Here is a 13569-nt window from a genome sequence, read left to right as displayed (position 1 = left end):
TCCTGTTTTCCGCAGCATTGGCTATAGTGTAGAATCCGTGAAGTCTAAAACATCCTGACTAAAAATGTCGAATCTTACATTCTATGTAATCACTTTTCTTGCGTACAGCGTGTTAGCGGTTTATTTTTGGCGTGCACAATCTGCGGGAAAAATAGATGTTATAAACCGTGGCATGATTGGCCATGCCGTATTGCTGCCGCTAGCACTCCATGCATACCTGCTGTATAGCAATTTATTCAGTGGTGGTAATCTGAACTTGGGATTAATTAATGCGTTATCGATGATATTGTGGCTGACCATGCTGGTATATTGGGTAGCACATTTATTTTATCCGATTGCCAGCCTGCAATCGTTAGTGTTGCCGTTGGCAGCAGGTGGTGTGGTACTACCTGCGCTGTTTCCTGCGGCCCATCCCTTAACTAATAATCATTCATTTATCTTTGATGCGCATATTCTCGCAGCGATATCCGCATACAGTCTGTTTACCATCGCGGTGCTGCATGCAGGCCTGATGTCATTGGTGGAAAAACGCCTGCATCAGGCTACACTACCACTCGTACTGCAAGGCTTTCCTCCATTGCTCACCATGGAAACCTTGTTATTTCGCATCATTGGCGCGGGCTTTGTTTTACTCACTATGACATTGATGTCAGGTGTTGTATTTTCCGATCAGTTATTTGGCAAACCGTGGCAATTCAATCACAAAATGCTGTTCGGTTTCATTTCCTGGTGTGTGTTCGCAGTGTTGTTACTGGGTCATCAGTATAAAGGTTGGCGCGGTCGTACTGCAGTACGGTGGACAATGAGCGGGTTTGTTTTCTTACTGCTCGCTTATCTTGGCACTCAATTCGTGCTGGAAGTGTTGCTGCATCGTTAATGTTACTTGCCATAACTCTGTGAAGTGTCGTAGAATCTGCGCCCTTCGGCATTTGCTCACGATAAAGTAGAAACTATGGTTATTATACGATTTGCACGTGGCGGTTCTAGGAATCGCCCATTTTACAATGTGGTTGTAGCTGATTCTCGTAATCGCCGTGATGGTCGATTCATCGAGCGCGTTGGTTTTTATAATCCGGTTGCCCCTGACGGCCCTGAAGGCATGCGAATTCAACTGGATCGCGTGGCTTTCTGGCAAGAAAAAGGTGCGCAGTTGAGCGACGCCGTCGCCAAGCTGATCAAGCGCGCTGGTGCAGCAGCAAAAGCATAATCAAGCAGACTCCATGATAGTCATGGGGCGCGTGATAGGTGCGCAGGGTATCCTCGGCTGGGTGAAGATTAAAACTTACACCGAATCCGTGGATAGTCTTGCCAACTACCCAGTATGGTGGCTGGGAGACGAGAAGCATCCATGGCGGGAGGTAAGTTTTGAAACTTTTGCTGTGCATAGCAAAGGCTTAGTCGCCAAATTCCCTGGTATTAACGACAGAACTACCGCTGAAAAATATAAAGGCCTACTGGTGGCTGTACCGCGCAGTAGTCTGCCTCAGCAGCCTGAGGATGAATATTATTGGTCGGATCTAATTGGACTTACGGTAATCAATCTCGCAGGAGAATGTTTGGGGATGGTGGACAACCTGATGGATACCGGTGCTAATCAAGTACTGTGCGTGCGGGAAGTCTCGCTCGAAGGAAATCGGGGGGAATTATTAATCCCGTTCATAGCCAGCGCGATCAAGCAGGTGGACTTGACTAATAAAGTGATACATGTCGATTGGTCAGCCGATTGGGCATCAAGGCATTGAACTGCAGCGATGCGCTTTGATGCTATTACGTTATTCCCGGAAATGTTCGACGCAATTACTCAATATGGGGTGACGAGGCGTGCGGCGGAGCAAGGTAAGTTTGTGCTTCGCACGTGGAATCCACGTGATTTTACCAGCGACAAGCACCGCTCTGCGGATGATCGACCTTATGGCGGCGGTCCAGGGATGTTAATGTTGGCAGAGCCACTAGCTCAGGCAATCGCAACGTCGAAACAAAGCCAAGCCCAAGCTGGCGTGGTCAAAAGCTGCGTAATACACATGTCACCACAAGGACGACAACTAACTCACGAAGTGGTGAAGGAGCTTTTGTTGCGGAATGATGGATTGATTCTGCTGGCAAGCCGTTACGAGGGTGTAGATGAACGTCTAATACGACAGCAAGTGGATGAAGAGCTTTCCATCGGGGATTATGTGCTATCGGGTGGCGAGCTGGCAGCAATGGTCCTGATAGACAGTTTGGTGCGGCATTTACCTGGTGTGCTAGGAGATGCCGAATCAGCTCAGCAGGATTCGTTTGTAAAGGGCTTGCTGGATTACCCGCATTATACTCGGCCAGAAATTTTTGAAGGCGAGGGAGTACCGGACGTTTTACTCTCCGGGCACCACGCTGAGATAGAGAAGTGGCGGTTGAAACAGGCGCTAGGACGGACCTGGCAACGCCGCCCAGATTTGCTGGCACAACGTCAGTTAACAAAACAGGAAGCTCGGCTACTGGCAGAGTACCAGCAGGAACAAGCGTCCGTACAACAAGAGGAAGTACAATGAATCTTATCGCAATACTTGAACAAGAAGAAATTGCCCGCCTGGGAAAAGTAATTCCAAGTTTCGCCCCTGGAGATACTGTTATCGTTAGTGTCAAGGTGGTTGAAGGTGAACGAAAGCGGTTGCAGGCTTATGAAGGTGTAGTGATTGCAAAGCGCAATCGTGGCCTGAATTCATCTTTCATCGTGCGGAAAATTTCCGCTAGTGAGGGCGTAGAACGTACCTTTCAAACCTATTCAACAGCCATCGCTAGTATCGAAGTAAAGCGTCGTGGCGACGTACGTCGTGCCAAGCTCTATTATTTGCGTGATCGTTCCGGAAAATCCGCACGCATCAAGGAAAAACTTCCTGCCCGTAAAGCGGCTAAAGTCAGCAGTTAGTCAATCCCATTTCTATTTAAGAATTTGAATTGGTAAGTCGATTGCCTCCGGTGAAGCCGGAGGTTAATTGATGGAGGTATGTCCAAGGCTCTGGTGAACAATAATCCGCTTAAAAGAGGCTAAGCCGAATGGCACTAAGTTATGCTTATTAGCAAGGTTGGGCCATTGTAAAATCCACGCCAGTTCTAGATTATGTTATATCTTTAGATGCGTTGAAGTCCCTTGATTTCTTAGTGGTATTCGGTATAAGCCAAAATCGTATTGGTTGTAACGTTTGTTTTCTAGCTTTTGAAGTAATACCTAATGAACCTCTCTCAAAGCTCTAGTTTCTAGGCAGGCAACACGTGAGTAAATAAATTTTAATTACTAAATCTTTATATATAAGTGGTAATTATTCGAATAATCCCAGTGTTGTGTTGAACCGAGGGGTAAGCAGGCAAGCCGTAAATGGCAAGTCGTAAAATTGGATTTTTTGAGGTGCCCACATGAACATGTGTAAACATTAAATACCATTCAACAACATAACACTTACTTTGTAGCCTCGCTTCCTGAAGTATTTTTCCTGAATACCATGCTTGCGCAATGTAAAAATATTACGTGTTCCCGTCGCTTGGGGGTATAAACTACTTGATATTCACATTTTCATCTTGTTTAGTTTAGACTCTGACACTTTTCTATCCTGAAGCTCTTGCTTTTGGATCGGCAAATAAGTTTTAATACAACTGACATGCAGGTCAACCAGCTGTGAGCTAACCAGCGAAGTTGAGGTTGACCTCATTAAATCAGCCCAATGTTCGTATATGCAAATCAAATGAATTATCAGGCAAAGATACCTACGCCGTTTGGTATGCTTGGTATCCGTTGTGATATAGAAGCGCTTATCGGTATCGACTTTCTTGAACAGGATGCCTCGCCACAATTACCGAGCCAAGCGTTCGCTCGAGAGGCGTGCATACAATTGCAGGCCTATTTCATTGATTCGAATTTCAATTTTAATCTTTCACTCAAGCTAAATGGCACTGCCCACCAAACAAAAGTGTGGCAAGCAATGTCTGCAATTCCATCTGGGCAAACACGCAATTACGGGGAGCTCGCCAAGTTGCTCGCTTCCTGTCCGCGTGCGGTTGGTCAAGCGTGCGGTGCAAATCCCATACCCATTGTCATTCCCTGCCATCGCGTAGTTAGCAAATCGGGTATCGGCGGCTTCATACACCAGCGTAAGGGGGCTGCGCTGGATATAAAACGCTGGTTGCTGGCACACGAAAAACTATCAAACCGAAGAGATTTATGGGTCACGCTTGTTATTTAATAGCTAAGTCGCAGCTACCTGTTTGTCAAGTTTCGCCTGTCTATAAACGCGTTTTAACAATTAAATCTGGTGTGCTTGTGACCCATTTTCATGACTGGATGAGCATGAGGCAGATTCAAATCTGCTGCGGTAGAAGGTGATTTGTAGCTATATTAGATCGGCATCGGAACAGAAACGTATTCACTCAACGATACCCTGTAAATCAACTCGCGCCCCAATCTCTCTATTTTCTGAGGTCATATCAAGCGGCAAAGTAATTAATGTTGTGATTGTTTGAAAATGGAGGGGTCGAGCTGGTGTCTTTGAAGTAGTTTATAAAACTCGGTTCGATTGCGTTTGGCTAAACCTGCAGCTTTGGTCACATTGCCGGCCGTAATTTTTAGCACACGTACCAGATAATCTCGTTCGAAATGCTTACGCGCATCTTCGAACGAAACTAACCCTTCTTTCTCTTCTTTTTGCATGGCATCGTGTATCAGTACGGGAGAAATGAGTGGTGCGGTGCTTAAAACAACGCATTGTTCAACAATATTCATCAGTTGCCTCACGTTACCAGGCCAAGAGTCACGTACTAATATTTCCATTGCATCTGGAGAAAATCCATTAATGTCTTTATCATATTTTGCGCAAAGCAAGCTGAGAAAATGGTTTGCCAGCAAAGGGATATCTTCACGCCGTTGTGACAAGGCTGGGATTGTTAGCGCTACGACTTTTAGTCGGTAATAGAGATCTTCGCGAAAACTGCCTGCACCGATTTCAGCCAGAAGGTCACGGTGGGTAGCTGAAATGATGCGTACATCCACCGGAATAGTTTGCGCTGATCCTACAGGGCGTACTTGTTTTTCTTGGAGAACGCGTAATAATTTGACCTGTAGCGGAAGCGGCATATCACCAATCTCGTCAAGAAGCAGCGTGCCCCCCTCAGCTAATTGAAACAAGCCCTTGTTATCTCGAACAGCGCCGGTAAATGCCCCTTTGACGTGTCCAAATAATTCTGATTCCAATAACTGTTCGGGAATTGCTGCACAATTGACAGCTACAAACGGCCGATGATGGCGTTTGGATGCATCGTGAATGGCATGGGCAAACAATTCCTTGCCGGCGCCACTTTCTCCGTAAATTAGCACGCTGGCATCGCCCTTTGCAACGAGTTCTGCCTTGGTGAGGATATCTTCCATTACAGCGCTTTGGGTGATAATTTCTTTGCGCCAAGTCGCTTGAGATTCTACTTTTTGGAGCGTGGTGCCTGGTGTCAGTCTGAGAGCCTGATCAACCTGATCCAGCAGAATTTTGCTATCGAAAGGCTTGGTCAGGTAGCCAAATACACCTCGCTGCGTCGCGTTAACTGCATCAGGTATAGTGCCATGTGCTGTCAGAATGATTACGGGTAAAGTAGGCATTGTACGGTGAATATTCTCGAACAACTTCATTCCATCCATGCCGCTCATTTGCATATCGCTAATAACCAGTTGCGGACGTGACACGTCTAAATAATTAAGAGCTATCTCGGCACTTTGTGCTAATTCTGTTTTATATCCTGCGGCCGTCAAACGAATGGAAAGCAGCTCTAGCAGGTCTGTATCATCATCGACTATGAGAATTTTTTGATTGGATTCAGTCATTTTTATCATTGCGCTCAAGGCTTATCCCTCAGTATGAGACTTTTTTCCATACTTTTGATGTCATCAATTTTTTTTTCTAAAACTTCAGAATGCTTTTGCTCTTCTTTAAGCTTTTGCGATAGCTCCTTAACATTTTTCAGTTTTTGCGTTTGCTCATCCATATTCTTTAACTTTTGTGATAGCTCCTTCACGTTTTCGTTAATAAGCTGTTGTTCAGCAAGCAGTGCTGACAGTAGATGTTTAAAGCTAAGCATGCTAACCGACAATTTTGCGTCCTTCGGAAATTTATCGAGCAGATCAAGTGCCGCGCTGGTATCACGGAAGGATGTATCGGGCAGTACAAGAAGTAGTGCTAGTTCTGCTCTAGCAGCATCGCTTTGGGTCAATTCTAAATTTTGTTTTACTTTGTTGTGCTCTTTAATCAGTTCTGTTACAGGCATTTTTCGGATGTGATCATAATATCGCATTAACACTTCCAGTTGGCTGGGTTTAATAACAAGAGGTTGAGGAGGTGGTAATGGTATGGTTGAACATGCATTCAGGGTGACCAACATCACTGTTAGAAAATACCATGATTTTTTGAGGTTAAGGTTCATGAGTAACTTTCAGGATCATGGATTGGTAAGGTAAGGCGGAAGTGGGCGCCTTCCTTGGTTGTCTGCACTAGATCAATATTACCTCCATGAGAAAGAGCGTATTCACGCGCAATTGATAGTCCTAACCCCGTCCCTTGAACATGGCTGTCTGGCATTATTCGGCCCTGATAAAATGGCTCAAATACTTTGTCCTGATCTACATCATCTATACCTGAACCGGCATCTATTATGTCTAGTTGTACCGAATCGGTAAGTTGAGTTGCCGATATTTTTATGCGGCTGCCAAGTGGTGAAAATTTAATGGCATTTGATAAAAGGTTGTCAATTATGATTCTGATTTTTTGTTCGTCACAGTCGATCACCAATTTCGTGCAAGCTAAATCGATTTTCAGGTTTTTATTCATAATGGCGAGATTGTGATCTTGTAATACGACGCTTAAAATATCAGTCAAGTTCGCTTGATGCTTCATAAATGCAGATTTTTCGGTCTGCAATGCACTGTAATTTAATAAATCTTCGATACGCTTTTGCAATTGTATACTGTTACTGTGGATGATATTAGCGATCTGCTGTTGTTTTACTGTCAGTTCCCCAACCACACCTTCCGCAAGCAAGTTCGCTCCTTCACGCATAGATGTGAGGGGTGTTTTGAGTTCATGAGAAACGTGTTGAAGAAATCTGGTTTTTTGCTCTTCCAATTTCAACAAGCGCCGACGCATCCAATCAAGACGTTCGCCAAGGTACATTAAATCCTGTGGGCCATCGACAAGTATGGTTTTTGATAACTCACCCTGTCCCATGTTGCGGATAGCTCCGTCAATTTGACGTATTGGTCGTGTAATCAGCCATGAGAAGCCAAGCACCAGCAAAACTGCGAACGGTATTAAAGCAAACAACTCCCAAAGCATAACTGTGTGTGCATCCTCCGCCATCTTCCGCATTCCATCCATCTCTAATTCTATTAATGCATAACCGAAATCTGAAAAGCTGCGCGAAAAATCCAGTAGCAATGCGAAGCTTTGGAAGCTTTGATCCAGCTCGCGTAATTTCTCTGGCGCTTGACTTGCAGCTGATACTTTTTGGAAAATTTCGATTTCCAGCAATTGCAGTTGCTCTAACATCTGCTTCTGCTCAGTACGTAATGAGAGTTGAAATAGGTTTGTGGTTGTTTTTTCGAATTTAGTGTGTGCTTGGAAATATCCCTCAAGCAAGGATTTATCTCCAAGAATAAGCGTCTGTCGCACACTTCGTTCCATTACATTAATTGCTTTTGTTAAAGTATGGCTGGCAAGCGTGATTTGCACTGACTGATAAACAGCCTTGCGACTATGGTCTGCTAAACGGTCGATGGATACGGCACTATTAATAAGCGCAAAAATGAGCGGCAGGCTAACAAGTGCAAATCCGAGCAGAATCAGTTTTCGGAAGGATTTTGGATTGTGCCAAAATCGTCTTAAGGCGGTGGCAGCAAATCCACCTTCCGTTCCCGCAGTCTCAGTGGTTATGAATCGCCCCCATTATTTATTCGGTATCAGTAAAAAACTATAGACGATATGATCATATGGTCGAAGTCGACTAGAGCAATGAGTTAGTACATCCAATTTATGGTAGCCCATTTTTTGCCATTATTATGTGCGCAATCGGTTTATGTGGATTAAAAAAACCAAGTTGTCATAATAGTCAGTTATTCTACCCTGTTTGTAGCAATGAGGCTGACTGAAGATAGTGGACTCCAACGGGTAAATTAACTTATGCTACTTCAGTAATATTGGGCTGCCGCTATCTGGGAGGCGGATTATCCCCTTGCCAGTCGTTTGACAGGAATGCCCCGGAACATCGCGTGCATGATCAGATTATTTGTCATCCGTCTCCTGACGACATAAGCGGCCAGTTCACCATTGACTAAATCCTTCCAGGCTGACAGTTATATCTCAGTTATCGTCATCGGTCATGTGGGTAATATATAGAAATATAGTACTTTTTGCTCTCAAGTGAAAAAATAGATTCCAACACACTGAAGGACTGAATCAAGTTGGACAAGTCGTGTGCTACTAGTTCAGATAGTTTGTTTGGTTATTATATGTTTGCATTTTGCCCTCGACAATCAGGTGCACCACTGTTAAATTTCGCTTCCCGATTGCATTGAATGGATATTTTATTTTTATGGAAAAACCAACACAGCATCACCGCCTACTCATTCTTGGCTCCGGACCCGCTGGATATACTGCCGCTGTCTATGCGGCGCGTGCCAACCTAAATCCTGTGTTGATAACCGGCATGGCGCAGGGTGGACAGCTTATGACTACCACCGATGTGGACAACTGGCCCGCCGATGCGATAGGTGTGCAAGGTCCCGATCTGATGACACGCTTTCAGCAACATGCTGAACGCTTTGAAACACAAATTATTTTTGACCACATTCATACCGCCAAGCTGCAACAAAAACCATTCACTTTGATTGGCGATGCTGGTAGTTATACTTGTGATGCACTTATTATCGCAACTGGCGCTTCAGCACAGTATCTGGGTTTGCCTTCTGAAACAAAGTTCATGGGTAAGGGTGTGTCTGCTTGCGCCACCTGTGACGGATTCTTTTATCGCGGGCAGAATGTGGCAGTAATAGGGGGCGGCAACACTGCAGTAGAAGAAGCGCTGTATCTTTCCAACATTGCGCGTCATGTCACGCTGGTACACAGACGTGATAGTTTCCGTGCTGAGCGCATCACAATAGATCACTTGATGAAGCAGGTTGAGCAAGGCAAGATTACGCTGCAATTGCATCAAGTATTAGACGAAGTGTTAGGTGATGGCAGTGGTGTAACTGGTATGCGTCTTAAACATACGCAAACCGGTCACATGCAAGACATTTTGCTGGCCGGTGTATTTATTGCAATCGGCCATAAACCTAATACAGACATTTTCACCGGCCAGTTAGATATGGAAAATGGCTACATAATAACGCGCAGTGGATTGAATGGAAATGCTACAGCCACTAGTATTCCCGGCATATTTGCAGCAGGTGATGTTCAGGACTATATTTATCGCCAAGCTGTAACTAGCGCCGCTACTGGATGCATGGCAGCCTTGGATGCGGATAAATATTTAAGTGAACAGAGCCATTAAATGAGCAATGAAGAAAGAGACGGATCAGCCTGCACTTATTAATTCGGAGTTATTTCAGCAGGCACTGGATGGTGTTATTCCATTGACGCCATCCAATCGTATCTCTTTGACTCAACCGCCACGTCGGGTACCGTCACGTAGTACTGCAACTACCACCAATTTAATTAAGGATATGCTCTCCGATAATGATACAGGGGGAGATGTTCCAACCGAGTTTGTTCGTTCGGGCATGTCGCGCATGACTCTGCGTAACTTGCGACGTGGTCGATGGCCGATGCAGGACACCCTGGATTTACATGGTTTCCACAGTGATGCGGCACGTAAATTGTTGCTTGAATTCTTGAGTGATGCGATACAGCATAATCTACGCTATGTGTGTGTGATACACGGCAAAGGATGGCAAGCAGATGGTAAAGAAGGAGTGTTGAAAAGTCGTGTGCGTCATTGGCTGTCCCAATATTCAGAAGTGCTGGCATTTTGCGAAGCGCCTAGAAATGCTGGTGGTAGTGGCGCGGTTTGGGTATTGCTAAAGGCAAGTGGGCACAGCAGCGGCATGTCTGAGTAAATCGTGTCATGGTACGGGTGACATTAAGGATGAGGGCTGGATGACTTAAATTGAGACCTTTCGGATCGGTATCTGTTGTTTATTGTCTTGACTGAGGGTGCCACTTTACATAGACTTCGACGGCTTTGCTGCCATCAGCAAAATTGCCAATGCTTGTTTTAAATTGTTATATTTTAAATTGTCAAACAGGAAAAAATTATGCCCACCATCGATGTTAATGGAAAAACCTATGAAACCGACAAAGACGGTTATCTCGTCAATTATGACGAATGGAACGTGGACATCGCTAAATTCATTGCACAGGCCGAAGAATTGGAAATGACCAATAATCATTGGGAAATTATCCTATTCTTGCGCGCGTACTATAAACAACATCAAAGCACTCCAAATATTCGTGAACTAACTCAAGCAGTCAGCGAAGAATTCAACGAAGAAAAAGGCAAGAGTCCGTATTTATATGATTTGTTTCCTTCAGGTCCGGCGGAACAAGGATGTAAGATTGCTGGATTGCCCAAGCTTTTTGTAGATCCAAATGCACATACAGTTATTTAAGCTGTATATTGCATTGAAAAAAATGGCTGGCAATGCATGTTAGAGATTCTAAGAGTTTGAATAGTCAATTCAAAACTCAATCATTTTAAAAAATTACCTGAATACTTGATTCAGCTGCCAGCTGTTTACTTTGTAACAGTTGTAATTTATGTGGGAGCTGCGCTTGACCAGTGAGCTTAAGGTTCAAGCGTAGTCTCATCCATAATCTTACTCAGTCCAATCTGCTATTGTATTGTCTATGTTCTGGCTGCTTCAGTGCTCGAAGAAAGGCATGTTCTGGATAGGCGCTCAGTCAACGCATCAAGTTTACAGTATGTGTAATAACTTCCGTGCAGCTGACTACTTTTAATGCTACGCTAACTCAGAATGATTTCAGGTACCCCTAAAATCGCAATTTTCCAACAGCCATTTCGCGGCTTGCCTCCTTAACCTGTTTTGCCATATTACAGCGTTATTCTAAAAAATAATCACTCACATGTATCAACTATAACGTTGCACTCTATTTTTTAATCGTACCTTGTCTTGCTCAAAAACATGATTTGCAGAGACGCCCATGTGTAGTTTGTTCACGATGTGAGATTTGACAGGTGTGCTTTGATATTCGAATTGATTAAAAACAATATGTAGCGCTGAGTTGGCTGGGAAGATGGTTTTAACTTGATGCTAAAACTTTGGCGTTGAAATCTGGGAATAATGAATGGTCTTTGAGAATATTGCGGTTCAACTTAACTTGTAAGTCGAAGTATTTGCGTCAGATTGATTCCAACGCAAATATCTTCTTTAATTAGCTAAGATAATCAATGATTAGCGTGCTGCATTGGCCAGCGCGGCAAGCGTGTCAGCTCCTAAATCGGCACTGTAGTAACCCAAATTTTCGCCAGTTTCATCGATACTTACCTTCGGCAACAGTCCAGCATCTAGTAGCGATTTATTCTTGGCAGCACGATGTGCGTCGTTAGGATCAACGACGCCTGCATTGTTATAAACGTTAGAAACAGCGCTACCATCTTTCTTTGCTGTGTCATCGTCCAGTGTGTATATGGTGCGTTCGTTAAGGAGGGATACAGCATAAGAATCATACTCATTAAGTAGGAAAGCCAGAACGTTTCTGCCGAGTACTTCTTTCTGATTAGTTGATTTTACATGCAAGATTGCGCTTTGTACTACGCGGTGAAAGGCAAGTGTAGGCAATGTATTAATTTCGTCACTTCCAGGGACGATTTGTGTGTTTTTATTAACAAAATCAATAAGTAATCCGCGCAGCTCTTCAATGTTTACACCGCGGGATTGCAATGCCTCTACTGCCGAAGCATTATCCAACATGGCAAGCAGCAATTGCTCCACTGAGAGACTTTTATGCCGCTTTGCGCGCGCATCGATGATGATTTGCTGCAGATTGGTTTCAAGTTCTTTGCCGAGCAAATCTGCCCGATAGAGTTTCCACATTTATGTTTCCTCCAGTTGAGTTGTTGCGATTGTCATTAGTTGTTCGGCTTACACCGAATCAGTTCTACGTTAATTTAAGATCAATGACTATTTTTAAGTATATTAAAAAAGTATGTGGTGGGCAAATAAAATGTCTAACGAATAAGGTTTAGATAGTGATTTCGGTTTAGATCGTGATTTCAAGTAGTGATAATGTTATGAGCACGAGACGCGACCACTCTTTTAATTCATTCTGAATACAAGGCTTAGGTTATTGAATTATCTCTTCGAGCTGAGTCATCTCTGCAGGTCGATTAAATCTATATTTCATGCCATTTTTACGGATCGCTAACAAATGAAAATTAATATTTTCTGGTGTCAGTTCCACGCCAAAAGCTGGTTCACCTTCTCCTGACAAGCGGGCCAATATTTGGTGTCCTAATTCTTTCTTAAAGTGCCCTGCTTCCCAATAATTATGGACTATAGTCTGTTTATCGCCTGCAGGTGGGACAGTCTCACGTGCAAAATGGTGGTAGCCGCTGAAATCCCACAGGGTTACCTTATCATTGTTATAAGCAGCGACTAGGTGCACCAGCTTTCGCTTCCAGTCTTCGAACAAATCCCAGCTATTAGTGATGCGGAAAATTTCTAGTAAATGAGCATGATAGGGATAGATAACCACTTTAACTTGGACCTCATGGTCTCGCGCAACTTCCAGAATGGCGGTCACGTCCTCGAAAGCAGGGGAGGTATGAGTGTCCCGAGAAAATAAGTTTTTTGGCCGCTTCTGATAGGCACGCATATTCTCGATATCACGTTGTCGGAACAAGTTGAAATATCCCTCCTTGCGCGCAATCCACGAGTAATCATGCATAGGATTAAAACCAGCTGCAGTTAAATGTGCTATCCCTGGCTTGCCTTGTACACGCATGGTGTTGATGCTATGCACTACAGCGTCCAGAGAAGCCAGAGTGACTGCGCCATCAAGCATCATCTGAAACCAGCGTTTATTATTGATCTGTCCATCTGGCTTAAGCAAAAGCCGATGAATAATTTCTGGCTCCCAATTGCTTGCATCGGGCGGCACCAGGAAATCCATGAAATCTACCCCCAGCACGATTGTCTCGGGGGAGTGGGTTGTTAAGACATGCTCTAAGAGACGACGGGCAACACGGGTACCCGTGCCCGGCAGCGCCAAGTTGTATACTGGTTGAGCTGATTCTGGCCAAGCCTCATCTTCGGGGTCGAAGCCTACCTCTGCCCGAGAGTTACCCAAAATAAGTGTGCGCGGTGAATGTTTCAATACTAGGTAAGGTTTCACCAATCCGCCTTGAGTCGCACTATGAGGCTTCCATTCACCGTCGTTATATGGTCGATAAAGTCCATAGGGGTCGACCCAGTAATTAAGTGTCATAGCCCCGATGAGCAAGATTAGTAAAGCAAGAAACCAGATGCGCAAGTAAGTTGCCATA

Annotated in this window: 14 protein-coding genes; 9 read left to right on the top strand and 5 right to left on the bottom strand. The window is 44.3% G+C overall.

The window, feature by feature from the left end; translation table 11 throughout:
* Positions 1-64 precede the first annotated feature (64 nt).
* The 6 genes from MJ770_RS05425 to MJ770_RS05400 all read left to right on the top strand — a co-directional run bounded on the left by MJ770_RS05425 (position 65) and on the right by MJ770_RS05400 (position 4214).
* Positions 65-877, top strand: coding sequence for a cytochrome C assembly family protein (locus tag MJ770_RS05425; RefSeq protein WP_239250590.1), 813 nt, complete (start codon positions 65-67; stop codon positions 875-877).
* 75 nt (positions 878-952) lie between these two features.
* A complete protein-coding gene (gene rpsP / locus MJ770_RS05420; RefSeq protein ID WP_239250589.1) occupies positions 953-1207 on the top strand; it encodes a 30S ribosomal protein S16 in 255 nt (84 codons plus the stop codon).
* Positions 1208-1220: 13 nt separating this feature from the next.
* A complete protein-coding gene (rimM, locus tag MJ770_RS05415) occupies positions 1221-1742 on the top strand; it encodes a ribosome maturation factor RimM (RefSeq protein ID WP_239250588.1) in 522 nt (173 codons plus the stop codon).
* Between the two features lie 9 nt (positions 1743-1751).
* Positions 1752-2528 carry a tRNA (guanosine(37)-N1)-methyltransferase TrmD gene (gene trmD, locus MJ770_RS05410; protein WP_239250587.1) on the top strand — a complete coding sequence of 259 codons (777 nt, stop codon included), beginning with the start codon at positions 1752-1754 and terminating at the stop codon, positions 2526-2528.
* Entirely contained in the window at positions 2525-2905 is a 381-nt protein-coding gene (gene rplS / locus MJ770_RS05405) for a 50S ribosomal protein L19 (protein WP_239250586.1), read from the top strand. The genes trmD and rplS overlap by 4 nt, the downstream gene beginning before the upstream one ends.
* A gap of 811 nt (positions 2906-3716) precedes the next feature.
* Positions 3717-4214, top strand: a complete 498-nt coding sequence (locus MJ770_RS05400; protein WP_239250585.1) for a methylated-DNA--[protein]-cysteine S-methyltransferase — start codon at positions 3717-3719, stop codon at positions 4212-4214.
* 257 nt (positions 4215-4471) lie between these two features.
* Here MJ770_RS05400 and MJ770_RS05395 read toward each other — a convergent pair whose 3' ends face one another.
* Genes MJ770_RS05395 through MJ770_RS05385 form a run of 3 tightly spaced genes read right to left on the bottom strand, consistent with a single transcriptional unit; the run spans position 4472 to position 7736 of the window.
* Complete coding sequence (locus tag MJ770_RS05395; protein WP_305855779.1) at positions 4472-5845, bottom strand: sigma 54-interacting transcriptional regulator; 1374 nt, start codon at positions 5843-5845, stop codon at positions 4472-4474.
* Between the two features lie 5 nt (positions 5846-5850).
* Complete coding sequence (locus MJ770_RS05390) at positions 5851-6432, bottom strand: dihydrolipoamide acyltransferase (protein ID WP_239250584.1); 582 nt, start codon at positions 6430-6432, stop codon at positions 5851-5853.
* The gene (locus tag MJ770_RS05385; RefSeq protein ID WP_239250583.1) at positions 6429-7736 is read right to left on the bottom strand and encodes a HAMP domain-containing sensor histidine kinase; all 1308 of its coding nucleotides are present in this window, start codon (positions 7734-7736) and stop codon (positions 6429-6431) included. The genes MJ770_RS05390 and MJ770_RS05385 overlap by 4 nt, the downstream gene beginning before the upstream one ends.
* An 859-nt stretch (positions 7737-8595) precedes the next feature.
* Between MJ770_RS05385 and trxB the strand changes: the two genes are divergently transcribed.
* The 3 genes from trxB (at position 8596) to MJ770_RS05370 (ending at position 10672) form a co-directional block, all read left to right on the top strand.
* Positions 8596-9555 (top strand): thioredoxin-disulfide reductase, encoded by a 960-nt coding sequence (gene trxB, locus MJ770_RS05380; protein WP_239250582.1) that lies wholly within the window; start codon positions 8596-8598, stop codon positions 9553-9555.
* A gap of 7 nt (positions 9556-9562) precedes the next feature.
* Positions 9563-10120, top strand: a complete 558-nt coding sequence (locus MJ770_RS05375; protein ID WP_239250581.1) for a Smr/MutS family protein — start codon at positions 9563-9565, stop codon at positions 10118-10120.
* Between the two features lie 198 nt (positions 10121-10318).
* Positions 10319-10672: a TusE/DsrC/DsvC family sulfur relay protein gene (locus MJ770_RS05370; RefSeq protein ID WP_239250580.1), complete on the top strand. Its 354-nt coding sequence runs from the start codon at positions 10319-10321 to the stop codon at positions 10670-10672.
* 804 nt (positions 10673-11476) lie between these two features.
* Here MJ770_RS05370 and MJ770_RS05365 read toward each other — a convergent pair.
* On the bottom strand, positions 11477-12118 hold the full coding sequence (locus tag MJ770_RS05365; RefSeq protein ID WP_239250579.1) for a Clp protease N-terminal domain-containing protein: 642 nt from the start codon (positions 12116-12118) through the stop codon (positions 11477-11479).
* Between the two features lie 250 nt (positions 12119-12368).
* The gene (locus MJ770_RS05360; protein ID WP_239250578.1) at positions 12369-13568 is read right to left on the bottom strand and encodes a hypothetical protein; all 1200 of its coding nucleotides are present in this window, start codon (positions 13566-13568) and stop codon (positions 12369-12371) included.
* Position 13569 lies beyond the last annotated feature (1 nt).

It is taken from the genome of Candidatus Nitrotoga sp. M5, assembly GCF_927904885.1.
In the GTDB taxonomy this organism is placed as follows: Bacteria; Pseudomonadota; Gammaproteobacteria; order Burkholderiales; family Gallionellaceae; genus Nitrotoga.
This window is presented reverse-complemented; position numbering and strand designations above follow the sequence as displayed.